The sequence below is a fragment of the Buttiauxella agrestis ATCC 33320 genome (assembly GCF_000735355.1).
Lineage (GTDB): Bacteria > Pseudomonadota > Gammaproteobacteria > Enterobacterales > Enterobacteriaceae > Buttiauxella > Buttiauxella agrestis.
The window spans coordinates 12,177-38,551 of the sequence record NZ_JMPI01000025.1 but is presented as its reverse complement, the minus strand read 5'-3'; the positions used below and the strand labels follow the sequence as shown (position 1 = coordinate 38,551).

Sequence of the window (26,375 nt, the reverse complement as noted above, 5' to 3'; positions counted from 1 at the left end):
TTCTAAACATAAGGGTTTTGTATGTCAGTACGGCGTTTTTCGATTTTAGTTTTCAGTACGTTACTGCTTATTTTCTTAGCCAGTACCGCATCCAATATCTGGTCTTTAACGCGTAGCAACCAGTCTCTGGATAACGTCAACCGGGAAATTCGCGTGGTGTTGTCCGTGATCGACCCGATTAACCACAGCCGCACCATGCGTGTTCGCGCCATGGAAGCGTTAGAAGAACGTGAGCAAGGTTCAGGCGACCAAAGTCAGCTGGCGTTGGATGGCGCAAAGCTGGTGCTCGGCAAAGCAAATTCCGCCTTTCAGGCTTATCTGGAAGCGCCAAAACAGCCTGGCGAACAAGTGCTGGCCGATGCTTATCAAACCGCTTTTGTGAATTATCGCGAGCAAGGTTTGCAGCCGTTACTTGATGCGGTTGGCGCGAATGATATGCAGCGCGCCCGCACGCTCGTGACCTCCACTCTGCCGCTTCTCGACAAACAGTTTGAAGTCGCGCTGGATAAGCTGCTGTCGTTTCGCGAGCAGTACGCGCAACAGCTCAACAAAGATGCGCAATCGGGCTTCAACCAAAGTCTGGTGAGTATTGCGATTTTCGCACTGATCTTCGCCATTATTCTCGGAGCAGCGTTTTTGCTGCTGAAAAAACGAGTTCTCAACGAGCTGGATAAAGCGAAAGCACATTGCACTGAAATCGCCAGCGGCATCCTGCATACGCCGATTGTCGCCAACGCTCAGGATGAAATTGGCGCCATGATGCGCGAGCTGGAACAAATGCGCGTTTCGCTGGCGAGTATCATCGGCCAGGTGCGCGAATCCAGCCAGACCGTGGCCTACGCGTCTGAAGAAATCGCGGCCGGGAACACCGACCTTTCTGCCAGAACGGAAGAGCAAGCGTCGTCTTTGGGTGAAACAGCGGCCAGCATGGAACAGCTCACCGTGACGGTGAAATCTACTTCCGACAATTCTCACCAGGCAAATAAGCTGGCAAATGGCATGTTGATTGCCGCCAATGACGGCAACGAGATTGTTAGCGAGGTGATTGATTCAATGCGTAATATTGAGTCTAGCTCCAGCAAAATCGACAATATTATTAGCATTATCGAAGACATTGCTTTCCAGACCAATATTCTGGCGCTGAATGCCGCGGTTGAAGCGGCGCGAGCCGGTGAACAAGGGCGTGGTTTTGCCGTGGTCGCCAGCGAAGTCCGCAACCTGGCGCAACGTTCGTCGGTTGCCGCGAAGGAGATCAAAGAGCTGATTGAGCTGTCTGGTGAGCAGGTAAATATCGGCAGTAATCTGGTGAATCGTGCGGGCGAGAGTATGCAGCGGATTTCCAACGCCATTAAGCAAGTGACGGGATTGATGGAAGAAATTGCGGTGTCAACCGGCGAGCAAAGCCGCGGCATTGAACAAATCAACCTGGCCGTGGTGCAAATGGATGTGGTGACGCAGCAGAATGCCGCGCTGGTTGAACAAGCCTCAGCGGCGGCGATGTCATTAAAAGAGCAGTCGCAGGCGCTCAATGAGACAGTGGCGGTGTTTAAGCTGGCGTAATTTGTTGTCGGGTGACGCTTCGCTTAACCGACCTACAAAATCATGCCCTTGTAGGTCGGGCAAGCGTTAGCGCCCCCGACAAAAACCATAAAACCTTCGTTCGTAGGTCGGGCAAGCGAAGCGCCCCCGACAAAACCCTCTACCAAACCTTTTCGGCAAGCTCCGTCACCAGGCGCACTTTGTCCCACTGCTGCTCAGGCGTCAGGCTGTTACCCTCTTCTGTCGAAGCAAAACCGCATTGCGGGCTAAGGCAAATCTGGTTGATATCAACATATTGTGCCGCTTCGTTTATTCTTGCCTGAATCAACTCCGGGTTTTCCAGTTCGCCATTTTTCGTCGTCACCAGACCTAAAACCACTTGCTGATGGCCGGGACGCACAAAGCGCAACGGCGCAAAATCACCGGAACGATCGTTGTCATATTCAAGGAAGAACGCATCAACGTTCACGGTGCCAAACAGCACTTCAGCCACCGGCTCGTAACCGCCTTCAGAAATCCACGTCGAGCGGAAATTACCGCGACAAACATGCAGACCAATAACCAAATCATCAGGCTTGCCTGCCAGGGCTTTATTCAGCACTTCGGCATAAATCTGCGCCAGTTGGTCCGGGTCATCACCACGCTGGCGAATTTCCTGACGCTGCGCGTCCGAACACAAATATGCCCAAACGGTGTCGTCAAGTTGCAGATAACGGCAGCCTGCTGCGTAAAATGCCTGAATCGCATCGCGCCACGTAGTCGCCAGATCGTCGAAATATTCTTTCAAATCAGGGTACACGTTGCTGTCGATTGCATTACGTCCACCGCGGAAATGCAACACGCTCGGGCTTGGGATCGTCATTTTCGGCACGGCATCGCCACTGATGCTCTTCAGATAGCGGAAATCTTCCAGCATAGGGTGTTCACCGAAGCCCAGTTTGCCGACCACTCGCACGCTGTGCGCTTTGGTCTGCACGCCGTTAAACTGAATGCCCTGCTCGGACTCATAACGCTCAACACCTTGCAGGCCATCGAAAAAGTCAAAATGCCACCACGCACGACGAAACTCGCCGTCAGTCACCACATGCAGGCCGCAGGCACATTGCTGTTCAACCGAGGCACGAATGGCGTCATCTTCCACTTTTCGCAACTCAGAAGCGTTGATATCTCCCGCTGCAAAAGCAAGACGTGCGTTTTTAATGGTGGCCGGGCGTAAGAAACTACCGACGATGTCGGCACGGAACGGGGCGCGATGAGCGGTGGATTGCGGCATGTGTCTTCTCCTTCCCTGGCTAATTAATTTAGTCAGGTGATAATTCATTATTTGAATATTTAGCCATCTGGACGGCTATTGTTTGAATGAGAATGGCAGATAGTGACCATGAGAACAAACGAAGATCTTTCATGGTTATTGAAAATTATTCATGTTGTTAAGACGGTGTAAATTCAAAGTTGATCTGCGTCACACTTTGCCGTTAAATATGACGTCCTGTTTTTGAGCATCCTGATTATGATTGTTCGTCCGCATCAACACTGGTTTATCCGCTTATTTGTCTGGCATGGCTCGGTTCTACAAAAAATCTACTCCCGCCTGCTACTAAACCTTGCCCTTTCGATTGGCATTATTTTCTTTCTGCCCTGGTATGAAACACTCGGCATTAAACTGACCACCGCCCCGTTCAGTATTCTCGGCGTGGCAATTGCTATCTTTTTAGGCTTCAGAAACAGCGCCTGCTACGCACGTTTTAACGAAGCGCGCACGCTGTGGGGAAATCTGACCATTACGCAGCGCTCGTTCTTGCGTGAGGCAAAAAGCGTGCTGGGTGAGAATCAAAGTCAAATCACCGCGCTGGTGAATTTGCAGACTGCGTTTTGCCATGCTTTGCGCCTAACGTTGCGTAAACGCCCGGTGGAAGAGACACTCAAAAAATACCTGAGCGCAGAAGAATTGCAGTGGGTGGTTAAAAGCCAGGCACCGTGCCAACGCATCTTGTTGCTGATGGGGAGCTGGCTCGGCGATAAACGCAAACAGGGGCTGATTTCCGATGTGGTGTGGAGCAGTCTTAATCATCATCTCAACGATCTTTCGGCGGTTGCCGGTGGTTGCGAGCGCATTGCGAGCACTCCCGTTCCGTTCGCCTACACGCTGATTCTGCACCGCACCGTTTACCTGTTTTGCATTATGCTGCCGTTTGCGCTGGTGACAGACCTGCATTACATGACGCCATTTTTGTCGGTGTTTATCTCGTATACGTTTATCTCGCTCGACACATTGGCCGAAGAGCTGGAAGAGCCGTTTGGCACCGAAGATAACGACTTGCCGCTGGATGCGATATGCAACAGCATTGAGCGTGATTTACACGATATGGATGAAAGCGAGGAATTACCGGAGAAGTTGCGCCCGAACCGCCATTATCGGCTGAGCTAACGGGCGCGGATTTCATTAGAAGATTGGGCCGACGAAATCACGCTTACCCAATGGCACACCCGCCTGACGCAGGATGTCGTAAGCGGTGGTGAAGTGGAAATAAAAGTTCGGTGTAGCGAATTTGTAGACATAGCTGCGAGCGGTGAAACGCAGTTCATGTTCGCGAGCCATCACCACGATTGGGCGCTCATCATCACCGTCCAGTTGAGCATCGGTAATGCCTTTCATGAATTCAACCGTTGCGGCAATGCGTGCCTGAAGTTGGGCGATGGTGGTTTCGTTATCTTCCATTACCGGAGCGTCCACACCCGCCAGGCGTGCAACGGCACGTTTGGCCATATCGGTAGAAATTTGCACCTGGCGCACCAGCGGATACATATCTTCCGCAAGTGTTGCCGTCAGCAGGCTCTCTTCAGTTTTGCCATTCTCTTTTGCCCAGTTGACGGCTTTATCAAGAATCGCAGATAAATTGTTTAAACCGAGAATAAACTGAGCGTTAGTTTCGCTGTAAATCGACATTGTAACTTCCTTCAGGGATGACAAAAGTGAGCCAAGATTACACTCACTTCACGCCTCGCGGATAGCAAATTCACTACTCAGGCAAAGCTAAAACCTTCGTCAGCCCAACCCGTTATTCCACCAATCATAATTTTTACCGGGCGACCCAGGCGTGCCAGTTTAAGCGCTGCGCGATCGGCACCGTTGCAATGCGGCCCGGCGCAATAAACCACGAATAAGGTATCGGCAGGCCACTCGGCCATCCGTTCAGCAGACATATCACGATGGCGCAAATGCAAAGCGCCAGGAATATGGCGACGAGCGAAGGCCTCCGGGGAGCCGACCACGTGCAGCAGAACAAAATCCATATCTTCGTCTTTCATCGCGCTATGCACATCGTCGCAGTCTGTCTCGAGACACAGACGCTGGAGAAAATGAGCAGCGGCGATTTCAGGCGCAGCGGCAGGATAATCAGTGACGTAACTCATACAACCTCCTCGTGTGGGTGAGAGACCACTATAGATTGCTGCATGCCGCTTGACGTGTGGCAGAAATGACAGATAACGTGAAGATCATGACAAACTCTCTTCCTCCACATAATCCTCTTGTTGTCGCCCTGGCGTATGACGGTCTGTGCACGTTTGAATTTGGCGTGGCTGTTGAAGTGTTTGGCCTGCCGCGCCCGGAAATGGGCAACGACTGGTATCGTTTTGCAGTGGCGGGAATCGAAGCTGGCGAGTTCCGCGCAACCGGTGGCATACGTTTAACGGTCGATGGCGGGCTTGATTTGCTGGCACTGGCGGGGACGATAGTTGTGCCGGGCTGGCGCGGTGCCGATGAGCCAGTGCCCGAACCCTTATGTGAAGCGCTGCGTGCAGCCCATGCTCGCGGGGCGCGAATTATGTCGATTTGCTCCGGTGTATTTGTGTTGGCTGCTGCCGGTTTGCTGAACGGATTACAGGCTTCCACACACTGGCGTTATACCGAAAAACTGCAACAACGTTACCCCGAAATTCAGGTCATGCCGGATGTGCTCTACATCGACAACGGCTCAGTTCTGACCTCCGCGGGCAGTGCGGCGGGTATCGATTTGAGTTTGCATCTTGTGCGCCGGGATTACGGCCAGGCGGCGGCAAACAGTGTCGCACGTAGATTAGTGGTCCCGCCCCATCGCGTCGGCGGTCAGGCGCAGTTTATCGAGCAGCCGGTGCCTACGCCTTATGAAAGCAAGCGCCTCAGCCCGCTGTTTGATTATCTCCACACTCACCTTGCCGATGAGCATTGCGTGGAATCACTTGCCGCTTTTACCGGTATGAGTCCGCGCACATTTTTACGCCGCTTTAGCGCCGCAACCGGCACCACGCCCGCGCGATGGTTGCTCAATGTGCGCCTGACACGCTGCCGCGATTTGCTGGAAAGCAGCACGCTTTCGATAGATGAAATTGCCGAGCGCGTTGGCTTTGGCAGCGCCGCCACTCTTCGTCATCATTTCAGGGCAAAGCTCGACACCACGCCCGCCGCTTACCGTAAAACATTTACTTCAGGTAACGAAAAAATGATTACTTCACGCGAAACAACGTGATAGAGATAACGGCATTATTTTGATAGCCAGCAGATGAATGTATCTGGAGAAGATATGCGTAAATTGAATGTTTTTGTTTTTTCAGCGGTTTTGATGGCCGGTTCTTTGCCAATGACGTTTACGGCTGTCGCCGCAGACGCACCTGTGACCGCGCCGGGTGCCGTCGCGACACCTGCGCCGCAAAGTTCTTCTTTTGAAATCCAGGAGTTCCACGCCGATTACAAGCCATTTAAAATTGGCGACATCGTGCCGGATTTATACCGCACCAAGCCTTACCAGATTGATGCCTGGCAGATTCGCCATCTCCCGGCACCAGAAGCCGGAAGCCACTGGACATATATGGGTGGGAACTACGTGTTGATCACGGACGCGGAAGGCAAAATTTTACGTGCCATGAAAGGCGAGATTTTTTACGGCCACTAACAGAACAAACCCCGGCATAGCGCCGGGGATTTTTTTACGCAACACGCATCGCTTTAATTTTTGAATACCCGTACTCAAAAATCATATCCGTGGTGCACATAAAGACAATCACATCACCCGACTCGCACTCTTCGATCGCTTCGTTTAATTCCGCATCAAAATCTTTCGACAACTGCGGCATTAGCATCTGCATATCGCCCGGATAATCTTCGTCTTCATCGGCTGGCATATCTTCAATTTTTGAACCGCGAACCACGTAAACCAACAGATTTTTGTCGTTGATGACGATGGGTGCGCGCAGGTGTTTGCCCGTAGGATGCTTGGCCATGTTTATTACCCTTTTGCTGATAGCCGAAATTTGGCGCTATCCTCGCAAAAGATGACGCGAAAATACAGCCTTGCGGTGATGACAAGCCACTAATACCCACTAAGCTGAGGAAAGAAAAACTCAGACGGAGGTCATTATGAACAAAAAGTTGTCTGCTCAATGCCATTGTGGTGCTGTCGCTTTTACCGTTGAACTGACGGACGGGTTCAACACCGCCCGCCGCTGCAACTGCTCATTTTGCCGTATGCGCGGCGCGGTTGCCGTTTCGGCGCAGCTATCCGGCATCGAAGTCATTAAGGGCAAAGACAAGCTAACCGAGTACCGTTTTAACACTGGCGAAGCGGTGCATTTTTTCTGTTCGGTGTGCGGGATTTACACCTTCCACCAGCGCCGCTCCACCCCGGAACAATACGGCGTTAACGTCGCCTGCATTGAAGGCGTTTCGCCTTTCGACTTCCCCAAAGTCACGGTAATGGAAGGCTCGCACCATCCAAAAGATGGCGGTGGCGGCGTGGCGGGATATCTGACGTATACGGCGATTAAGTGAATCCAACGTCTAAGCATTGAGGATACCAGTTGGTATCCTCAGAATCATTAACGCCCTTCGCCCACGCGCCAAATCTTCTCCGCGTAGCGTCCGACAAGAGCCAGCGAAATCGCCAGCAGCAGGAAGAAAATCACTTTGTTGGTATCGTCCCAGAACATTTCGAAATAGCGGGTGTAGAGGTTGATACCTAAAAACGTTAAACCAAAGCCGCGCAACATGCCGTCGTCGGTTTTCAGGCTTATCCAAATACATGCTCCTGCCGCCAGGGCAAAAAGCAACGACCAGTGCATCAACTCCATCTGGCGCACGCTTTGCCAGATATCGTAATCGTAGTTACCGAAGATCGACAAAATCCACAGCGCGATAAACAGGTACAGCAATCCCATCGCCTTGCTGGTGTTAAACAAATTTCGCTGCTGCAAGATGGGTTTCAGCAAATAACAGGCTGCCAGCAGTACTCCACCGAATAACACAAAGCGAATCGGGTAATTCATGCCAAGCCAGTACGCGCCCCAACCGGATGCGTATCCCGTGGAAGTGCCGAAAAAGCTGCCCAGTGCCAGCAGGCAAAATAGCCAGATTAGCCCGGAACGCCCCAGGTAGCCGATTGCGCCGTAGATGGCGCAGCCAAGTAAGAACAGTGGCGCGACGTTGCCGCTGCCGGTGTCCAGCGCCATGCCGACCTGGGACAGGCATAAAGCAGTGAACAGCACGCCCATAAACAGAATCGCTTCGTTGCTGTAGCGTTTTTCAGGTGTGATGTTTTGGCGGCGAAAACCCCAGAAATATAACGCGGCGGAAATGAGCGCCAGAATAATGGCGCGAGTGAGGTAGCCAAAATTGAACAGCAACGCCATCAAATATTCGTCGGCGACCAGGCTTCCAATAGCGATAATGGCGCAGGCCAGCGCAATCCAGAAGGCGTAACGGCTCAGGCGCTGCCAGTCAAAAAGCTGTACCGAGAGATTTTGTTCCAAGCGCTGTTGCTCGGTTTCGTCTATCACCCCTTCTTTGCGCCAGCCTTCAAGCGTATGCCGGATGACTTTTTCCTGTTTGCGTGTCACTTTCATTACGGTTTTCCTTACCTGATTTGATCGACTACGTTACAACAGTTTGGTGTAATCCAGGAGATATACAATTTCCTAATTCATCACGTCGCTCAATGCAATTTTAGCCTCAGGAGAAGCCCATGCGAGACTGGAATCCCGCCCTTTATTTGCAGTTTGAAGCAGAGCGCACCCGCCCGGCAGCCGAGTTAGCCGCCCGTATCCAACACCCTGCCGCGCAACACATTTCTGATTTAGGCTGCGGCCCTGGGAACAGCACTGCGTTACTGCGCAAAGCCTTCCCACATTCAAGCGTGACGGGGGTCGATAACTCTCCGGCGATGCTGGATAAAGCCCGCGCGGCACTACCGGATTGCCAGTTTGAAAGCGCCGATATTGCCCACTGGCAACCCACGGTGAAACAGGATGTGATTTACGCGAATGCGTCTTTGCAATGGCTGGGGGATCATCCGTCGCTCTTTCCACATCTCGCGGCGCAATTGGCTGAAGGCGGTGTGTTAGCGGTACAAATGCCGGACAACTGGCAGGAACCGACGCACACATTAATGCGCCAGGTCGCTTTTGAATTGGGTCAGCCCGACTCGGGGCGTGAGGAATTACTCCCCGCGCAGCAGTATTACGATTTGTTGGCACAGGCGGGTTGTACGGTAGATATCTGGCGCACCACCTATTTCCACGTGATGCCGTCTGCCCAGGCCATTATTGAATGGCTCAGTTCTACCGGCCTGCGCCCTTATCTCGCGAAACTCGATGACATCCAGCAGCAGGCTTTTCTGGCTCGTTATCACACGCTTTTGCAGCAGGCCTATCCGCGGCAACACGACGGAAATGTGCTGATGCTGTTCCCGCGTCTGTTTATTGTGGCGCGTAAAACTAAAGCGTAACGCCCATCTGGCGCAGCGTTTCCACATCCTGCAAAGGGGCTGCGCCGAAGGAACGGCGATATTCGCGATTAAACTGTGACGGCGATTCGTACCCTACAAGCCAGGCGACGTTCGCCACATCCAGGCTACCGCTCAGTAGCAATCGCCGCGCTTCGAGTAGACGGATCTGCTTTTGATACTGCAACGGACTCATCACCGTCAGTGCCTTAAAGCGGTGATGCAGGCTCGATGAACTCATCCCTACGCGTTTTGCCAGCTCATCAATTTTCAGCGGTTCGGCGAAATGGCGCTTAATCCACGCCAGCGCTTCCCCGATACCTTTGCCTTGCGTCCACGCCAGCGTTTGTTTCCAGAATGCTGACCCGGCGGGGGCAGTCACCAGGCGATAGAGTATTTCCTGTTTGATGAGTTTTGATAAAACCGGCAGGTCATCTGGCGTATCCAGCAGTTTAACCAGGCGCAAAAAGGCCTCCTGTAACGCTTCGTCGGATTGCGTCACCCAGGCACCCGCATTGGAGGCTTCGTGCTGTTTTTCAGGCAGGGTAATTTGCAACGAGACAATAAGATCGGCAATTTCTTTGCTGTCCAGATCGATGCGCACGCCATAGTAGGGCGCGGATTCACTGGCTTGTGTGACCTGCCCGGAAACCGGCATATCCACGGCGGCCAGCGAATAACTCCCTGGCCCATATTCCGTGACGTTGTCACCAATCAACATCTTTTTGCGCCCTTGCAACACGATGCACATCGAGGGTTGCAACATGCCGCGATTAAGCACCGTCGGCTCGGGTATGCGCACAAAACTCAGCCATGGCAACGCCGTCACAAAATCACGATCCATTGTGCCTCTGCGCTGATAATGTGCCGCCACGCGCTGGCATAGTTCCGTTAAAATGTGGCCCTCAGGCCGCTGAATATTTGCTTCTTCTGGCATATCACTGCCCCATGATGGCTTTCGGTTCAAGATACCCTTCCAGCCCGTAAGTGCCAAACTCGCGCCCCAACCCTGATTGCTTAAAGCCGCCAAACGGCGCGTTCGGCTCGTCATAAACGCCATTTACGAAGACGCGTCCGGCAATCAATTGGTTCGCCACCGCCGCCGTTCGCGCCGCATCTTTCCCGCTAACGTAAGCCTGCAAACCGTAAATCGTATCGTTGGCGATAGCCACGGCGTCGGCATCATCTTTGTAAGTTATCACTGATAATACCGGGCCAAAAATCTCTTGTTGGGCGATAGTCATCTCGTTGCGAACATTAACAAAAACAGTCGGTTTCACATAGTAACCGCGATCGAAACCTTGCGGGCGACCCACTCCACCACACAGTAATTCAGCCCCTTCTTCGATGCCTTTGCGGATGTAATTCTGCACGCGTTGATACTGCTGGGCGGTGACGGATGTCCCGATGTTTTCGCCGGGTGTCAGGTGTGAAATGTGTTTGCGCAGTTGTTCCTTTACCGCTTCGAGTCGGCTTTCAGGCACCAGTAAACGGGTGCCTGCGATACAGGCCTGCCCGCTGTTCCACGACATCACCTGCAACGCGAGCGGAATCGCTTGCTCCAGATCGACATCATCGAGCAGCACATTGGCTGACTTCCCGCCCAGCTCCAGCGTGACGCGTTTTAAGGTATCCACAGCGCCGCGAGCAATGGTTTTGCCGACCTGAGTCGAACCGGTAAACGAAATTTTAGCGATGTCCGGGTGGCGGGTAATTTCTGCCCCAACGACGTCACCGCGCCCGGTCACAATGTTAATCACCCCATCCGGCAGACCCGCCGCGTGCAGGCATTCGGTGATAATTGCCGTTTGTTGAGCGCTCAGTTCGCTGGGCTTAATCACCGCTGTAGAACCGGAGGCGATGACCGTTGAGAGTTTGCCCGCAATAAAACCATAGTTAGCGTTCCATGGCGTGATAAGGCCGACAACACCAAGCGGTTCCATTACCACGTTTGCGCCGCCGACGCGGGTTTCAAAGGCGTAATCAGCAAGAATATCGCGCATCTGCAAAAAGCCGGTGTATGAGCGTTGAACGGTGCTTTCGGCAAAGAAACGCGGGCAACCATACTCTTCAACCATGGTGTCGATAAGTTCGGCTTCGCGGGATTTCACTGCGTCGTGTAACTGTTGCAGCCACGCCATACGCTGTTCACGTGTTGACAGGCGCATCGCCGGGAACGCTGCTTTTGCCGCCGCAATTGCCCGACGCGTATCGTCCACATCGGCCAGCTGAACCTGTGCGATTTTAGTTTCGTTAGCGGGATTGATAAGGTCGATGATCTCTTCCCCGTGAGGGGTAACAAACTGGCCGTTGATATAGATTTTATTGATAGTTTTCATGTTGCGCTCCAGGTGTGTTTGACCGACTTAGTGTCACCTGGAGCCGAATTTCTCTGTAGCGCAATGCTGTCGGATGATTGCACAATCCTGCAAATATCTAATCTACTTAAGCCGAAGCGGACACCCAACGCGCACGCAAGGTGTCGTACGCCCAGTTGTAAATCACGCTATACGGCAGGAAGAACAGGAAGAAGCCAATCTCGACCATAAACGCCTGTAGCAATGAAATGTTGAGCATCCAGGCGGCCAGCGGCAGGCCAATCAAAATAAAGCCCCCTTCAAAACCCAGCGAGTGCGCGATGCGCAGCGGCAGGCGACGCTTTTGGCCGACCGGGAAAAACTTATCAAACCCGGCGTTATAAATCATGTTCCATACCATGGCGACGGTAGACAGCATGATCGCCAGCGCGCCCATCTGGAATAAGGGTTTGTTCAGGATCCACGCCGCCAGCGGCGCACAAATCGCAATGGCGATAACTTCGAAACCCACTGCATGTACGATGCGTTCGGAAAAGGTTCTTTTTTGAGACTGCATAAAACTCACTCCAGATAAATCAAGCAATATGGCTATGCGGCGTATTATTATCGTAATTCCTGATAGAATTAAGTGATTAGCCATCTAAAAAACCGATACATCATGAATTACTCCCCCGAATCCCTCGAAGCCTTTGTGCAGGCGGTAGAAACCGGATCGTTTTCTGCGGCGGCGCGCAAACTGAAGAAAAGCCAGTCAACGATAAGCAGCGCCATTGCCAATCTGGAAGCCGATTTGGGAGTGACGCTGTTTGACCGCCAGAGTCGCCAGCCGGTTTTGACCGACCAGGGGAAACACATTTTGCCGTACATCCAGTCGATTATGGCGGCAAGCGAGAGGCTGAATGAAGTCTCAGTGCGCCTGGCGGGAAATGTCGAGCCGCGCCTGAGTTTTGTGCTGTCTGATGTGTGGCAAACTTCGCATCACGAGTCGATTCTCCAGCGTTTTTCGCAACGTTTTCCGGATATCGAATTTGAGTGTTTGATTGCAGAAGATGAAGACGTTATCGACCTGATTCAGATTGGTCGCGCCCATGTTGGCGTGTTGCGCGTGCAGCCTCGTTACCCGGTAGATGTGACGGTGGCACGTTTGCAGGTCGGGGCGGAAATGGCGATTTATATTCACCGCCAGCATGAGTTAGCCCGCTTGCCTGCCGTCGAGATGGACACCTTGCAAACCGTGCGTCAACTCAGTTTGAGCACCTTTACCGATCCGACGCGCAATAAAAGCGGCGGCCCGACGTGGTCGTCACCGTCATTGCTGATGCTGCTGGAGATGGCGGAGCAAGGTTTTGGCTGGGGAATTTTGCCACGTTGGTTGGTGGAGCAATTTGGTCACGATGTTTTGCAGGAGTTGCCCGTTGCGGGCTGGCCGCAGCGTATTGACGTGGATGTGTTGTGGTCGAACAAAACGCCGCCTGGCCCCGCCGGGCGCTGGATGATTGACCAGTTACGGGCGCAGAATCCTTGAACAGGTGTCGGATGACGCTGCGCCATCCGACAATCAAAAATTACTTGCGCTTCGGCATCGTCTTCAATAATTCGTCGGGGCTAATGGACGCAACAATATCGCTGCCCGGCAACGGCATTTTCAGGATGTGATTCTTCATCTTGCCAATCACGTGCATTTCACACGGACGGCAGTCGAATTTCAGCGTTAACACTTCATCCTGATGCACCAGTTGCATCGGCGTCGCTTTCCAGCTTTTCACCGAACCTTTTGCCTGTTTCGGGCACAAGTTAAACGCAAAACGCAGGCAGTGTTTGGTGATCATCACCGGCACTTCGCCCTTCTCTTCATGCGCTTCATAAGCGGCATCAATCAGTTTCACGCCATAACGCTGATAAAATTCACGCGCTTTGTGGTTGTAGACGTTTGCCAGGAACGTGAGGTGTTCTTCCGGATAAACCGGTGCCGGCACGCTCACTGGTTTGCGGCTACCACGCTGATATTGCTCAAGTCGCGCATCCGTCAGCGCATCAATCACTTCACGGCGCAGTTGGTTGAGTTGGCTGTTCGGCACGAACAATGGCGCAGGCAAATTCAGGTCAACTTTACGGGCCTGATACATCGTCTGCCCTAGTTTCGCCAGGCTATCGCGCAGGCTCGAGTAGGCTTTTTCCGGGTTGTTTGCCACTTCAAACTGCCCTTCCAGCGTTTTCGTCACGCTAACGCCGTCTTCGCACGTGGCGGTCAACACCAGTTGCTCTTCCCAGCCACCGAGTTCCAGATCGACGCGAATCCGGCGCTCACTGGAGGTTTTGGTTAACGCTTGTTGCCAGTTGTGGTCGAGGTTACGGTTCAGCGGATGGTTTGGACGCACATTTTTCAGCGTGTCCGGCATTTCATTAGGCCAGACGCGATACTGATTTTTACCGGTTTTTTCTACGGTATTGGCGCGAAAACCGACGATATCACGCTTGATAAGGACATTCAGCCCATCGCCATTGGTCAGCGTATCGGTGACATTCACATCCAGAAAGTCTTTGCCCACTTTGAGCACTTCGCCCACCGGCAGGCCGATAAATTTCGGGGAATCAAACGCGCCGATATCAATTTTGCGCTCGTTAACGAAGTAGTCGGTGCTGCCACGGTGGAAGGTTTTATCCGGCGATGGAATAAAGAAATGCGAGGTCACGCCGGAAGAAGCACGAACCAGATCGGTGCGCTGCTCCATTAACTCATCCAGTAGCTGGCGATAATAAGAGGTGATGTTTTTCACATAGCTCATATCTTTGTAGCGCCCTTCAATCTTGAAGGAGCGCACGCCCGCATCGACCAGTGCCGCCAGGTTGGCACTCTGATCGTTATCTTTCATCGACAGCAGGTGTTTTTCATAAGCCACGACGCGGCCTTGATCGTCTTTAAGCGTGTACGGCAAGCGGCAAGCCTGGGAGCAATCACCCCGGTTTGCGCTACGTCCGGTCTGGGCGTGAGAAATATTACATTGCCCGGAATACGCCACGCAGAGCGCACCATGAATGAAGAACTCAATCGTCGCATCAATATTTTCATGGATTGCGCGGATTTGGTTGAGGTTCAACTCGCGTGCCAAAACGATTTGCGAGAAACCCGCATCGGACAGGAATTTTGCTTTTTCTGCACTGCGAATGTCGCACTGGGTGCTGGCGTGCAGCTCAATCGGCGGCAGATCCATTTCCAGCACGCCCATATCCTGCACAATCAGCGCATCGACGCCAATCTGATACAGGTCGTGAATCATACGGCGCGCGGGTTCGAGTTCGTTGTCATGCAAAATGGTGTTAAGCGTAACGAAAATCTTCGCCCCATAACGGTGAGCAAACGGCACCAGTTCTGCCAGATCCTGTAGACTGTTACCGGCATTATGGCGAGCGCCAAAACCAGGGCCACCAATGTAGACCGCATCCGCACCATGCAAAATGGCTTCGCGGGCGATGGCGGTATCACGGGCGGGGCTGAGTAATTCAAGATGATTGGCGTGCAGGCGCATAGTCGGTCTGTTTTCTGTGTTATGGGTGAAAGGCGGCTATTGTAGTCAGATTGGACGCGTAAGCATATACCCAAACGTCGCCAAAACAGCCCTGCCGCTGCGCTTGCGCGGAGTTCGCTGATAATCCATCTTCTCTGTAGCGCAGTTTTTAATTATAATTACAGCAAAAATAATTACATGATGTAATCACATTAGCGTTCTTGATGTTGAGCACCTGTTGAATGACTCAGTTAAGATGATCGGAAATGAAAAAAAACCTCGAACACTCAAAGCTTTACCAATCCGAAGGCGTAAGACTGCTCTACAACAACTCATTACCGGGCATTCTGATTACCTTTGTTGCTTCCAGTGCTCTCGCCTTTACCTTTATTGATGAGAAGAATTTCAACTGCAAATTAGCCTGGTGGGCGGTGATGACTTTAATCCTCGTCAGCCGGGTTTTTGATACGCGTATGTGGTTAAAAAGCAGTGCAGAAAATAAAACCAGCAAGAGCTGGTTAATGCGTTTTTCCTGCGGCTGTTTATTGAGTGCGGCAATGTGGAGTTTGTATGCCGTTATCTTTTACCCGCATTTTTCTATTGAAGAATTAAGCACCACTAATGTGATTCTTGCCGCCATGGCTGGCGGAGCAACCAGTATACTTTCCGGGAATCTGCTGCTCGCCTCGTTCTACAACATTATTATCCTGATGCCGATGTCGATATTGCTGCTGATGCAACCGGAGCAATATAAAATTAATCTCGGCGGCCTCGGCGTGTGTTTCACTCTCATCATGATTGTCTCTTCCGCCCGCTCGTCTAAATATATTAAAGAAGCCATTTTATTGCGCTACCGAAACAAAAACCTGGTGTCACGCATGGAAGAAACCATTCGGGTCCGAACGCGGGAAGTCTACGAAATATCCAATAAAGACTCACTCACCGGGTTGTACAACCGCAGCGCATTTTTATTAGCCGCACAGGTAGTTGAACAAGAGTTTAAAAACCAGAAAAACGCCGGCTTCGCCATTTTCTTTATCGACCTTGATGGTTTTAAAAATATTAACGATACGCTGGGCCACAATGTGGGCGACCGGGTATTAGTCGCCTTAAGCGACAGGTTGAAAACATTTATTGATAGCGAAAATTTAATCTGTCGCTGGGGCGGCGATGAATTTATCCTGCTGGTTAAAGATAAATCCTCGGATGCCATCAGCGATCTGGCCGATAAAATCGTCACCAGCCTTTCACGCCCTATCCGCGTCGATGAACAAAACGTCACGCTGAATGCCACTATCGGTATTTCAGTGTGCCCGGAACATGAAAGCTCCATCACGCGGCTTATTCAGCTGGCAGATATCGCCATGTATTCGCAAAAAGGCAAATATCCGGAACGCGTGGCTTTCTATAATCTCGGCCTCGAGCGCGATTTACACCGTAAAATTATGCTGAGTGAAGCGCTAAAAAGCGCCCTCGACCGCCATGAATTTCGCCTGGTGTATCAGCCGATAGTCGATACCAGAGGCCAGGTGGTCAGTTTTGAAGCCCTGATGCGCTGGCGTTATCAGGAGCAGGAAATCTCTCCCGTCGAGTTCATTCCTTTAATGGAGCAAAGCGGGCGCATTGTTCAGACCGGGCACTGGGTATTAGAAGAAGCCTGTAAAACGCTGGCACAAATGAATAAACGCAATGCAGGAATTTGCATGTGCGTGAATATTTCGCTGATTCAATTCTACGACAAAGGATTTGTGAATAACGTCAACCGACTGATTGAACGCTACGCGATACCCGGCCATTTACTGCATCTGGAAGTGACGGAATCTATATTTCAGTCCGATCAAATGATGATCAACCAGAAAGTAAACCAGTTACAGCAACGCGGCGTGAAATTCTCGGTGGATGATTTCGGCACCGGTTATTCCAGCCTGTCGGTTATCCAGAATATGAATATTGATTACATCAAAATCGACCGTTCATTTATTCAGAATATCGAGCTGAAAGGTCTTTCCATTGTCCAGGCCATGATGAATATTTCCCGCAGCCTCAACTTTAGCGTGATCGCTGAAGGTGTTGAAACAGATAAACAACGGCAGTTGCTCGAAGAGTGCGGTATTCCCTTTTTGCAGGGCTATTATTTTTCACGACCGCTCGAACGCCAGAATGCGCTGGTTTATCTCGAGAATGCTCTACATCCTGTTGTTAACGGTTTGTAAATCTATAGCCGGGTAATGCTATAGTTTCGCCGTCAACAATAAGGAAAACATGATGCGCTTAATTTCGATTCCGTTACCGACGGTATTGGCAGGGTTTGTCGCGGTATTAGTGGGTTACGCCAGTTCAGCGGCGATTATCTGGCAGGCAGCCGAAGCGGCAGGCGCCAACACTATCCAGATCGCAGGCTGGCTGACGATGCTGGGTATCGCGATGGGAATCAGCACCTTAGCGCTCACACTCTGGTATCGCACCCCCATTCTTACCGCCTGGTCAACGCCCGGTGCGGCGCTGCTTGCCACCAGCCTGCCGGGGCATTCGCTGAATGAAGCCGTCGGCGTGTTTATTTTCGCCTCATTTCTGATTCTGATTTGTGGCGCAACGGGTTTGTTCGCCCGCCTGATGCGCCTGATCCCCGCCACGCTTTCTGCTGCCATGCTGGCCGGTATTTTACTGCGCTTCGGCCTGGACGCTTTTACTTCGTTACAGGGGGATTTTTTGTTGTGCGCCAGCATGTTAGTAGGCTGGCTGCTGGCGAAAACCTGGGCGCCACGATATGCGGTGGTAGTGGCGATGGTCGTAGGCCTGGCGGTTTGCCTGCTGAGTGGCAATCTGCAAAGCACCAATATGCCTGTTGCTATTGTGATGCCTGAATTTACTGCTCCGCACTTCTCGCTTTCCAGCCTGCTGGGTATTGGCATCCCCTTTTTCCTGGTAACGATGGCCTCACAAAATGCGCCCGGTGTCGCCACGTTAAAAGCGTCGGGTTATCACGTTCCGGTTTCGCCCTTAATGGTTGTCACTGCCGCGATTGCCTTGCTGCTGGCGCCGTTTGGGGTATTTTCAATTTGTATCGCTGCGATCACCGCCGCAATTTGCCAGGGTTCGGAAGCCCATCCTGATCCCTCAAAGCGCTGGCTTGCCGCCGCTGCTGCCGGCGTGTTTTATTTGCTGGCGGGGGTTTTTGGCGGCTCTATCACCACTCTTCTGACGGCATTGCCGGTCGCCTATATTCATACGCTGGCAGGCCTGGCATTACTGAGCACTATCGCCGGGAGTTTGTATCAGGCGCTTAATCATGAGCGAGAGCGTGACGCGGCAATAGTGACGTTTCTGGTCACCGCTTCGGGTGTGAGTTTGCTGGGGATTGGCTCTGCATTTTGGGGACTGGTCGCGGGTGGAGTTTGCTACGCGTTATTCTCATTTATTCGTCGACCGTAACTGCGAGGGCGTAACGCCGATCGTGGTTTTAAATCGGTTACTAAAATGGCTTGCGGAGCTAAACCCGCAGGCCATCGCGATATCCGTCAGTGACAGCGAACTGTTCTTCACCAGCGTTTGTGCCCGTGACATGCGGCGATGCATCACATATTGATGGGGCGCGAGTTGGGTAGATTGTTTAAACATGCGCGCAAAATGAAACTCACTTAACCCCGCCTCCTTCGCCAGTTCGCTCAACGTTAATGGCTCGCTAAGATGCTGCTCGATATACGCCTGAATATTACGCAACACCGCAGGCGCAAGCCCGCCGCGCACATCCGGCAAACGCCACTGCACATTGCTGTAATTCTGCACCATATGAGTCAGCAATAAGGTTGATGCGGTGCTTAACATCAAGTGATTCGCCTGCTGTTGCCAGTCACTGCTTAACAGAAAATGGCGATAAAGCTGGGTAATACGCGGATCTTCGCTGAAGATTTTCTCATCAAGAGATATCGCGGCCGGGCTGCGATCCCAAATCTGCTCGGCAATATTGCGCAAGTGTTCATCCGTGCAATACAGGTGCACAAACGAAAAATGGTTGCGAATATCCCAGGTGGTTTCGCTGTCTTCAGGCATCAGGCAAAAACGGTCTGGGCCGCCGCCATTCTTCCAGCCCGAAGAGGTTTTCTGATAGGTTTCATAGCCTTCATTCACATACATACTTAATGTGTGATGGTTGCTGCATTGCGTTACGCGATCGAGGCTATTTGACCAGGACGACAGTTGAATGCCAGAACCTAGCTGCACGTTATCTTCCAGCACGGCGTTGTGCTGGCGAAGATTTTCAAATGCGTGATACGGCTGGGTCATGGTTGGCTACCGTCAGAATTCAGGAATAATAGTTTAAGTAGTGTGAGTGCCTGTTACCAGCCTTTAACAAACTAGCGGGTAAATAAAACCGCAAGAATATGCAAGTCCCGCAACTACGTGAAATCATCCTCGCTCCTATTCGCGGATACTCCCGCTATCCGTTCTGGGAGACAACAAGATGAATGCTTTACTTTATATTTCGGTGGTGGTGATTTGGGGCACGACCTGGCTGGCGATTTACATGCAGCAAGGTGTGGTGTCGGTGCCGGTTTCAATTTTCTGGCGTTTTGCGGTAGCCGCTATCGTCATGCTGGTGGTGCTTTTGGCGTTAGGGCGTTTGCGCCGTATCAGCCTGCGTGACCATCTGTTTTGTATGCTGCAAGGCGGCTGCGTTTTCGGCTTTAACTTCTTCTGTTTTTATCACGCGGCGGCGTACATCAGCTCAGGCCTTGAGTCGGTGATCTTTTCTATGTCCGTATTATTTAACGCTATCAATAGCATGATTTTCTTCCGCCAGCGCCCGAGCAAAAATTTGCTGCCCGCAGCGGTACTCGGTATTGCGGGTGTGATCGCGCTCTTCTGGCACGATTTGGTCGCCACTCAGATGGCACCGACTTTATTAATGGGCATTGGCTTAAGCGCGCTTGGCACCTTTGGCTTTTCCATCGGGAATATGATCAGCACACGTCACCAACGACGCGGGCTTGAAACGCTTTCGACCAATACCTACGCCATGTTTTACGGCACCATTATTATGGGCGTGCTGGCTTTGGTTCGTGGGGATTCGTTTATGCCGGAGTTCACGCTGCGTTATCTCGGCTCGCTGTTCTACCTGGCTATTTTCGGCTCGGTCATTGCCTTTGGGGCGTACTTCACGCTGGTCGGGCGCATCGGGGCAAGTCAGGCCGCTTACAGCACATTGCTGTTCCCGCTAGTGGCACTGAGTCTGTCGACGATTTATGAAGGTTATGTCTGGCACAGCAATGCGGTTATTGGTCTGTGTATGATTTTGCTCGGTAATCTGGTGATGTTCTCAAAACCGGGGATGTTGACCACTCTGCCGTGGCGTAAACGCGCCGCATAAATTGACAAAAAAGGGAGCCAGGCTCCCTTTGTGATTTCACGATATCTTCACTATTTCTGTTCGGTATCGAACACCGTCGCGTCGGTTGCGAGATCATCAACCACTTGCTTGAGCGTATCAATCGTCATTGGCGTGTTTTCATTGCTCAGGTCTTTACCCTCGCCTTTACGCACAACGCGCATCACCGTTTTATTGGTCGCCGCATCAATCAACTCCGCCTCAAAATAGAGGTTGGTATCCATGGTACGGTGCCCGGTGGCGACTTGCGTTCCCGCTACGACCAGTGCGATAGGCACCACTTCGTAGAATTGCAGACCTTCTTTAGTACAATCTACTGCGGTAATTGCGCCACGGAAAATCAGGCTATGTGGGCCTGCTTTTGTCACCAGTGGCTTGCGTGCTGCTGCTGCGGTTTTAAGCTGGGTGTTGGTGTAGTTTAATAATCCATCCAGAACTTTTTGCCCCACCTGAGTATTTGGTTTTGGCTCTGGATAATAAGTCACTGGATTAAAAACAAGGCTGTCATAATTACTGCCTTTGAAAGCAGGATCAATCCAACGCAAGATATCTTTACCCGAGTTAGATTTAGTTTCCTGCAAGCCGGAATAATCCTTTAAAAAGCCCGAATATTTTTCAGGCGCCGGTAAAGAAGAAGCACAACCTGCTAGCGCTAAAACTCCCGCCAGACAAGCCGCTTTTAAACAAAATGAAGTGCGCATTATTACTATGACTCCCTGTAGATTGCATGTAAGCGTGCGCGTTATAACAATAAACCCTGTGGAAAAATGAGGTTAAAATGCTACTTATCCAAAATTCGGATATTAGATGTGTATTTTGTTTCGATGAATAATCAACAAGTCATTAACTATTTATTGATAGATGAATTAATATTAAGCACTGCTACACATCGGAGACAGACATGACACCTCATCTGCGGATTGCACGACCCGTAACGAATCTTGCTCAAAGCAAAGAGATGTACTGCCTGGGTTTGGGCTTAAAAGAACTCGGGGAATTTAGTGAACATGACGGCTTTAGCGGCGTGATGCTTGGCCTGGAGGATGCAAGCTGGCACCTGGAGTTCACGGTTTGCCATCGCCACCCGGTAGAACCAACCGCCACGGCGGACGACTTGTTAGTGCTTTATTACCCAGAGAAAGATGCATGGCAAAAGACCTGCCAGCAAATGCTTGACGCAGGTTTTTTGACCATAAATAGTTTTAATCCGTACTGGGATGTCGCCGGATGCACATTTATAGATAACGACGGTTATCGCATTGTGTTACAAAATCGCGCCTGGCCACCCGCTTAAATTTTACGCGCCAGCATTGTGGCGAAGCGTAATTTAATCCGGTTCCCTTGCTCATCGGTTTTATGCAATTGGCCGATATCTTCGTTGTATTTAATTAACTCCCAGCCCGCATAATAATTGCGTAATTCACCTTCAGTAAAAGCAAATGGGAACCCGACATTACAAGGGAAATCTTCGGTATCCATGGCGGCGACAATCAGATTGTATCCGCCCAACTTGGTGCAACGCTGCATATTTTCAATCAGCCCTGGAATGGTTTTACGCTCCAGAAACATCATCACAACTGTTGAAAGAATAAAATCATATTCACCATCTAAATGTATTGAATTCAGATCGACAATATCAGTGACGATATTTTTCAGCCCTTCAGCTGCGATTATTTTATTCAGATTGCTGATGCTCATCGGGTTTTTATCCCACGCCGTCACATCAAACCCTTTCTGATTCAAGTACAGGCTGTTGCGCCCACTCCCGCAGCCAAGATCTAACGTTTTACCCGGCGGGACAATCGTTGCGGCATTGACCACATCAGAATGGGTCGCCGTTAAGCCATATTTCTCGGTGTAATAATTTTCAGAAAGCATCTTAATTTGTCCTTTTTGCAGGCCGTTCGACGCGCAACAGTAACTTCCCCTGATAAAGCAGGATCACCGTGCGCGCAAGCAGCAGGCCAATAATGAAATTAGTGAAGATAAACAGCGGCACCGCGAGTGCGGTAAAAAGCCCGTCATTGCTGGCATGGCTGAGATGCAGCGCAGTGCCAGCAAGGGCTGAAATACCAAATGAGAAGCTCCAGAACGACGCATTAAACGGCTGCTTCAAATACCAGGGCATCAGGCGAAACATAAACAACAGCTGCAACAAGCCATAGCCAAACAGCATTTTGGCAAAGAAATCAGGCTGCCCGCCGTTGACACTAAGATACGCATTACACGCGACCAGTGCGGGCGCAAGCTGAATACCCAGCGCGGTACGCGCGGGCGGCGGTAATTCTCCGGCGCTGCGCAAACGATGCAAAATTGCCGGTTCGAGACTTAACCACGAGAACACGCCCGCGCCGAAAAACAGAATCCCGAGGTCGTTATATCCCAACGCCCCGCAGGCCATCGCACTGATAAAGTTATTGGCCACCGTCGGCAAATATAAACCGGGAGTAGTGTCGGCGTGCGGATGGTTGCCGCGCCATAAACCGGCACTCTGCCAGGCGGCGTAAATCAATTGAACCACCGCGCCAAAGGCAAACATCCCCACGGCTAACGGGCGAAAATAAGGTGCAATGGCAATCGAAACCAGCAGGGTCGTGGCCGGAAACAGGCTGATAAAACTGCCCTTTTGCGGATGGCGAATTTCATCAATAACCGTTTGCGGGTATTTCAGCGCACGCACAACAAAAGCCAGCGCCAGAGCAACCCAGATGGTAATCGCCAGGCTCTCAAATGCCTCACCGATGCGCGGAGATACCGACCAAATCGTTGCCGCATAACGCCACGCAAAACCCATCCCTATGGTTCCAAGCACCATCCCAAAATACCCTGCGGGGAGATTGAGCATGGTGCGCGTTACTGATTTATTCATTTCGTTTAAATTATAAAATGTATTTTAGATGCATTTTATTCGAATGCGCCGCAGAACGCTACCAGGGGATTAATCTGCTACGTTTTAAGAGGGAAAACTCTGGGAAACAGCGATGAAAAAGTATCAATTAACGGGCGATTCGCGACTGCACGACTACCTGGTCGATGGCAAAAAACAGCAGGTCAAACTCTGGCAAGTGGTGGCGCTTTGCGATTTCAGCGACGTTAAAGCCGGGCAATCTGGCGGCTGGATTGAATGCGAAGACAATCTCAGCCAGCTTGGAAACTGTTGGATTTATGGCAGCGACAGCGTGGTGTATGGCGGCTCCAGCGTGAGTGATGATGCGCAAATTCACGGGGAATCGACGCTTTGCCACCAGGCACATATCAGCGGGAAAAGCGTGGTGAAAGAATCGCTGGTTAGCGGTGAATGCCGTATTTTTGATGCCGCCCGTATTCTGAATGGCAGCCAGATCATTGCCGTGCGTGGCCTTACTGCCGACAACGACCAGGTGCTGCAAATTTATGGCAACGCCACGGTAAATGCATCCCGCGTCGTTCACCAGGCCCAGATATTTGGCAACGCCAGGGTGAATAATGCTTTTATTGAGCACCGCGCCGAAGTTTTCGGACAGGCCATTCTTGAAGGCAACGACGAAAACAATATTTGGGTTTGCGACTGCGCTCGCGTTTTTGATAACGCACGGATTATTGCCGGACGCGGTGACGATCAAATTCCTACCATTCGCTACTCTTCCCAGGTGTACGGCAACGCACTCATCGAAGGCGACTGCGTGCTTAAACACCAGGTGCATATTTTCGATGACGCCACGCTTATCGGTGGCCCTATTCAGCTCGATAACCAGGTGCAAATTTACGGCCAGGCACGGATCACCGGCAACGTGCTGATAGAGAATAATGTGCAGATCTACGATAAGGCGGCAGTTGATGGGCTCGATGGCGAGCTGATTCACATTCGCGGTATTAAGGATATTAGTGGCGAACAACGGGTAACGCGCTCGCCGTTTTACGGGGTGTTTTGATGGCGGCTACTCGATTATCCGCCCATATATATTTTGATCGTGAAATTCGCCATTAAGAAACTCGGCTTGCTTCAGTCGCCCCTCAAGCGTAAAGCCATTACGGCGCGCGACCCGATTGCTGGCGGTGTTGCTCACAATGCATTTGATAACAAAACGGCGCACCAGACCTTCACGCGCATATTTCTGCATCACCGCTTCTAACGCACGGGATACTATTCCCTGCCCAAGAACATTCTCATCCAACCAGTAACCGATATACGCCGTCTTATTGGTTGGCTCAATCTGGTTAAATGAAATCACTCCCATGATTTTCTTATCGCGCATTATCAGAAACATTTTTGCGTAACCACGATGATGCAGAATGTAATTGCCCTGCGCGTTCTTACGTGAATCCTCAACGGATACGACAAACTGCGGCCAGTCCATCGCCGTCTGTAACCAGGCTTTATTCTTTTGCACCACGGCAAAAAGTTCATCCGCATAACGTTCGTGGATGGAATGCAGCGCCAGGCTGTCATCCACTTCAATCACTTCATCCTGCCAGTTATCTGAATCCCGCACCCATTTGCTCCTCTGTTCTTCCGCCTGACAACATTATCATCATGGAAAATAATGGTGCAGAAAATCACATTGCACCACTGATGCCCCCCACCATTGCGCAAATCGATTCTACCGTTGCCACGCCCGTTCAGCCATGCGGCTTCGCGGTCTGGTACGGATATTGCTTAACATCTTTGTAACCCAAAGGAGACTCAGATGAAAGCGATCATAATTGGCGGCGGCATTGGTGGACTCTCGGCGGCAATTGCCCTGAAAAGATGTGGCATTGAGACCGAAGTCTATGAGGCGGTAAAAGAAATTAAGCCTGTTGGTGCGGCGATTTCAATTTGGCCCAATGGCGTAAAATGCCTGAACTGGCTTGGCATGAAAGAACCACTCCAGCAATTGGGCGGGCCTATGGAATATATGGCCTACAAAGAATTTGTTCACGGCCAAACGTTGACGCGTTTCAGTCTCGATCCGTTAATCAAAAGTGTGGGCGAACGCCCTTATCCGGTGGCCCGCGCGGAATTGCAGGACATGCTGATTGATACTTACGGGCGTGCCGATATCCGCTTTGGTCAGCGTGTGGCGCGTATTGAAGAGTTCGACGGCGGCGTGCGAGCCTGGTTTGAAAGTGGGCACGTGGCCGAGGGCGACGTGTTGATTGCCGCCGATGGCACTCATTCGGTGATTCGCCCCTACGTCCTCGGCCATCAAACCGAACGCCGTTATGCCGGATATGTTAACTGGAATGGTCTGGTCGAAATCGACGAATCTATCGCTCCGGCGAATCAGTGGACAACGTTTGTCGGTGAAGGAAAACGCGTTTCGCTCATGCCGGTAGCAGGGAATCGCTTTTACTTCTTCTTTGACGTGCCGTTAGACAAAGGGCTGGCAGAAGACCGCACCACGGTGAAGGCCGATTTGACGCGCTATTTTGCTGGCTGGGCGCAACCGGTTCAAAAACTCATTTCTGCTATTAACCCCGACACTACAAATCGCATAGAAATTCATGATATTGAACCCTTTATGCAACTGGTGCGCGGGCGTGTTGCACTACTTGGTGACTCAGGCCACAGTACCACGCCGGATATCGGCCAGGGCGGATGCGCTGCCATGGAAGATGCCGTGGTGCTGGCGATGGCGCTGCAAACCAACTCACTAGGCGTGGAAGATGCCCTGCTGCGTTACCAGGAAAAGCGGGCGTATCGCGTGAAAGATCTGGTGCTTAAAGCCCGTAAACGCTGCGATGTGACTCACGGCAAAGATATGAACGTCACCCACAGTTGGTATGAAGAGCTGAAAAGCGAAACCGGTGAGCGTGTGCTTTCCGGCATGCGGGAAACCATTCTCGGCGGGCCGCTGGAGTAGGTTTTGAGGTTGGAGATGTTAGTTGTCGGATGACGCTGCGCTTATCC

At 51.5% G+C, this 26,375-nt stretch carries 27 protein-coding genes; 13 read left to right on the top strand and 14 right to left on the bottom strand.

Annotated elements, in window-relative coordinates; genetic code table 11:
- Positions 1-21: 21 nt before the first annotated feature.
- Positions 22-1,560 (top strand): methyl-accepting chemotaxis protein, encoded by a 1,539-nt coding sequence (locus GBAG_RS08940; protein WP_034495176.1) that lies wholly within the window; start codon positions 22-24, stop codon positions 1,558-1,560.
- A 139-nt stretch (positions 1,561-1,699) separates the two neighbouring features.
- Here GBAG_RS08940 and GBAG_RS08935 read toward each other — a convergent pair whose 3' ends face one another.
- Positions 1,700-2,812, bottom strand: coding sequence for a cobalamin-independent methionine synthase II family protein (locus GBAG_RS08935; protein ID WP_034495175.1), 1,113 nt, complete (start codon positions 2,810-2,812; stop codon positions 1,700-1,702).
- A 237-nt stretch (positions 2,813-3,049) separates the two neighbouring features.
- Between GBAG_RS08935 and GBAG_RS08930 the strand changes: the two genes are divergently transcribed.
- Complete coding sequence (locus GBAG_RS08930) at positions 3,050-3,967, top strand: bestrophin family protein (protein WP_034495173.1); 918 nt, start codon at positions 3,050-3,052, stop codon at positions 3,965-3,967.
- A gap of 15 nt (positions 3,968-3,982) precedes the next feature.
- Here GBAG_RS08930 and GBAG_RS08925 read toward each other — a convergent pair whose 3' ends face one another.
- Together GBAG_RS08925 and GBAG_RS08920 are read right to left on the bottom strand one after the other, a co-directional pair.
- Positions 3,983-4,486, bottom strand: a complete 504-nt coding sequence (locus GBAG_RS08925) for a DUF1993 domain-containing protein (protein WP_034495171.1) — start codon at positions 4,484-4,486, stop codon at positions 3,983-3,985.
- Positions 4,487-4,563: 77 nt separating this feature from the next.
- On the bottom strand, positions 4,564-4,953 hold the full coding sequence (locus GBAG_RS08920; protein ID WP_034495169.1) for a rhodanese-like domain-containing protein: 390 nt from the start codon (positions 4,951-4,953) through the stop codon (positions 4,564-4,566).
- 65 nt (positions 4,954-5,018) lie between these two features.
- Here GBAG_RS08920 and ftrA point away from each other — a divergent pair, with 65 nt between their 5' ends.
- Complete coding sequence (ftrA, locus tag GBAG_RS08915) at positions 5,019-6,047, top strand: transcriptional regulator FtrA (RefSeq protein ID WP_072011161.1); 1,029 nt, start codon at positions 5,019-5,021, stop codon at positions 6,045-6,047.
- A gap of 54 nt (positions 6,048-6,101) precedes the next feature.
- On the top strand, positions 6,102-6,470 hold the full coding sequence (locus GBAG_RS08910; RefSeq protein WP_034495167.1) for an RcnB family protein: 369 nt from the start codon (positions 6,102-6,104) through the stop codon (positions 6,468-6,470).
- A gap of 34 nt (positions 6,471-6,504) precedes the next feature.
- On the opposite strand, the gene GBAG_RS08905 is transcribed toward GBAG_RS08910, so the two are convergent.
- Positions 6,505-6,798: a hypothetical protein gene (locus GBAG_RS08905; RefSeq protein WP_034495166.1), complete on the bottom strand. Its 294-nt coding sequence runs from the start codon at positions 6,796-6,798 to the stop codon at positions 6,505-6,507.
- A gap of 136 nt (positions 6,799-6,934) precedes the next feature.
- On the opposite strand from GBAG_RS08905, the gene GBAG_RS08900 reads away from it, so the two are divergent.
- Positions 6,935-7,345, top strand: coding sequence for a GFA family protein (locus tag GBAG_RS08900; protein ID WP_034495164.1), 411 nt, complete (start codon positions 6,935-6,937; stop codon positions 7,343-7,345).
- A 47-nt stretch (positions 7,346-7,392) separates the two neighbouring features.
- Here GBAG_RS08900 and GBAG_RS08895 read toward each other — a convergent pair whose 3' ends face one another.
- On the bottom strand, positions 7,393-8,415 hold the full coding sequence (locus tag GBAG_RS08895; protein ID WP_034495162.1) for a hypothetical protein: 1,023 nt from the start codon (positions 8,413-8,415) through the stop codon (positions 7,393-7,395).
- Between the two features lie 119 nt (positions 8,416-8,534).
- Here GBAG_RS08895 and tam point away from each other — a divergent pair, with 119 nt between their 5' ends.
- A complete protein-coding gene (tam, locus tag GBAG_RS08890; RefSeq protein ID WP_034495160.1) occupies positions 8,535-9,296 on the top strand; it encodes a trans-aconitate 2-methyltransferase in 762 nt (253 codons plus the stop codon).
- On the opposite strand, the gene GBAG_RS08885 is transcribed toward tam, so the two are convergent.
- The 3 genes from GBAG_RS08885 to GBAG_RS08875 form a co-directional block, all read right to left on the bottom strand.
- Positions 9,286-10,230: an AraC family transcriptional regulator gene (locus GBAG_RS08885; RefSeq protein WP_034495158.1), complete on the bottom strand. Its 945-nt coding sequence runs from the start codon at positions 10,228-10,230 to the stop codon at positions 9,286-9,288. The genes tam and GBAG_RS08885 overlap by 11 nt on opposite strands.
- Position 10,231: 1 nt before the next feature.
- Positions 10,232-11,632 (bottom strand): aldehyde dehydrogenase family protein, encoded by a 1,401-nt coding sequence (locus tag GBAG_RS08880; protein ID WP_034495156.1) that lies wholly within the window; start codon positions 11,630-11,632, stop codon positions 10,232-10,234.
- 106 nt (positions 11,633-11,738) lie between these two features.
- Positions 11,739-12,167, bottom strand: coding sequence for a multidrug/biocide efflux PACE transporter (locus GBAG_RS08875; RefSeq protein WP_034495154.1), 429 nt, complete (start codon positions 12,165-12,167; stop codon positions 11,739-11,741).
- Between the two features lie 102 nt (positions 12,168-12,269).
- Here GBAG_RS08875 and GBAG_RS08870 point away from each other — a divergent pair, with 102 nt between their 5' ends.
- Positions 12,270-13,136: a LysR family transcriptional regulator gene (locus tag GBAG_RS08870; protein WP_034495152.1), complete on the top strand. Its 867-nt coding sequence runs from the start codon at positions 12,270-12,272 to the stop codon at positions 13,134-13,136.
- 40 nt (positions 13,137-13,176) lie between these two features.
- Here GBAG_RS08870 and GBAG_RS08865 read toward each other — a convergent pair whose 3' ends face one another.
- Positions 13,177-15,138, bottom strand: coding sequence for a peptidase U32 family protein (locus tag GBAG_RS08865; protein WP_034495150.1), 1,962 nt, complete (start codon positions 15,136-15,138; stop codon positions 13,177-13,179).
- Positions 15,139-15,383: 245 nt separating this feature from the next.
- Between GBAG_RS08865 and GBAG_RS08860 the strand changes: the two genes are divergently transcribed.
- Entirely contained in the window at positions 15,384-17,330 is a 1,947-nt protein-coding gene (locus GBAG_RS08860; protein WP_051873670.1) for a putative bifunctional diguanylate cyclase/phosphodiesterase, read from the top strand.
- A gap of 52 nt (positions 17,331-17,382) precedes the next feature.
- The gene (locus tag GBAG_RS08855) at positions 17,383-18,549 is read left to right on the top strand and encodes a benzoate/H(+) symporter BenE family transporter (protein WP_034495148.1); all 1,167 of its coding nucleotides are present in this window, start codon (positions 17,383-17,385) and stop codon (positions 18,547-18,549) included.
- Here GBAG_RS08855 and GBAG_RS08850 read toward each other — a convergent pair.
- Positions 18,529-19,401, bottom strand: a complete 873-nt coding sequence (locus GBAG_RS08850; protein WP_034495146.1) for an AraC family transcriptional regulator — start codon at positions 19,399-19,401, stop codon at positions 18,529-18,531. The two genes, GBAG_RS08855 and GBAG_RS08850, sit on opposite strands and share 21 nt — an antisense overlap.
- Before the next feature lie 178 nt (positions 19,402-19,579).
- Between GBAG_RS08850 and GBAG_RS08845 the strand changes: the two genes are divergently transcribed.
- A complete protein-coding gene (locus GBAG_RS08845) occupies positions 19,580-20,485 on the top strand; it encodes a DMT family transporter (RefSeq protein ID WP_034495144.1) in 906 nt (301 codons plus the stop codon).
- Between the two features lie 50 nt (positions 20,486-20,535).
- On the opposite strand, the gene GBAG_RS08840 is transcribed toward GBAG_RS08845, so the two are convergent.
- Positions 20,536-21,204, bottom strand: a complete 669-nt coding sequence (locus GBAG_RS08840; RefSeq protein WP_034495143.1) for a DUF3313 domain-containing protein — start codon at positions 21,202-21,204, stop codon at positions 20,536-20,538.
- A 200-nt stretch (positions 21,205-21,404) separates the two neighbouring features.
- On the opposite strand from GBAG_RS08840, the gene GBAG_RS08835 reads away from it, so the two are divergent.
- A complete protein-coding gene (locus tag GBAG_RS08835; RefSeq protein ID WP_034495141.1) occupies positions 21,405-21,797 on the top strand; it encodes a VOC family protein in 393 nt (130 codons plus the stop codon).
- Here GBAG_RS08835 and tehB read toward each other — a convergent pair.
- Positions 21,794-22,381 (bottom strand): tellurite resistance methyltransferase TehB, encoded by a 588-nt coding sequence (gene tehB / locus GBAG_RS08830; protein ID WP_425591294.1) that lies wholly within the window; start codon positions 22,379-22,381, stop codon positions 21,794-21,796. The two genes, GBAG_RS08835 and tehB, sit on opposite strands and share 4 nt — an antisense overlap.
- Position 22,382: 1 nt before the next feature.
- Entirely contained in the window at positions 22,383-23,372 is a 990-nt protein-coding gene (gene tehA / locus GBAG_RS08825) for a dicarboxylate transporter/tellurite-resistance protein TehA (RefSeq protein ID WP_034495138.1), read from the bottom strand.
- Positions 23,373-23,484: 112 nt separating this feature from the next.
- Between tehA and ydcK the strand changes: the two genes are divergently transcribed.
- On the top strand, positions 23,485-24,414 hold the full coding sequence (gene ydcK / locus GBAG_RS08820; protein ID WP_034495136.1) for a YdcK family protein: 930 nt from the start codon (positions 23,485-23,487) through the stop codon (positions 24,412-24,414).
- Positions 24,415-24,420: 6 nt separating this feature from the next.
- Here the strand turns inward: ydcK and rimL are convergent, their stop codons facing one another.
- Positions 24,421-24,975, bottom strand: coding sequence for a 50S ribosomal protein L7/L12-serine acetyltransferase (gene rimL, locus GBAG_RS08815; RefSeq protein ID WP_034495134.1), 555 nt, complete (start codon positions 24,973-24,975; stop codon positions 24,421-24,423).
- Between the two features lie 195 nt (positions 24,976-25,170).
- Between rimL and hpxO the strand changes: the two genes are divergently transcribed.
- Positions 25,171-26,328, top strand: a complete 1,158-nt coding sequence (gene hpxO, locus GBAG_RS08810; RefSeq protein WP_034495132.1) for an FAD-dependent urate hydroxylase HpxO — start codon at positions 25,171-25,173, stop codon at positions 26,326-26,328.
- Positions 26,329-26,375 lie beyond the last annotated feature (47 nt).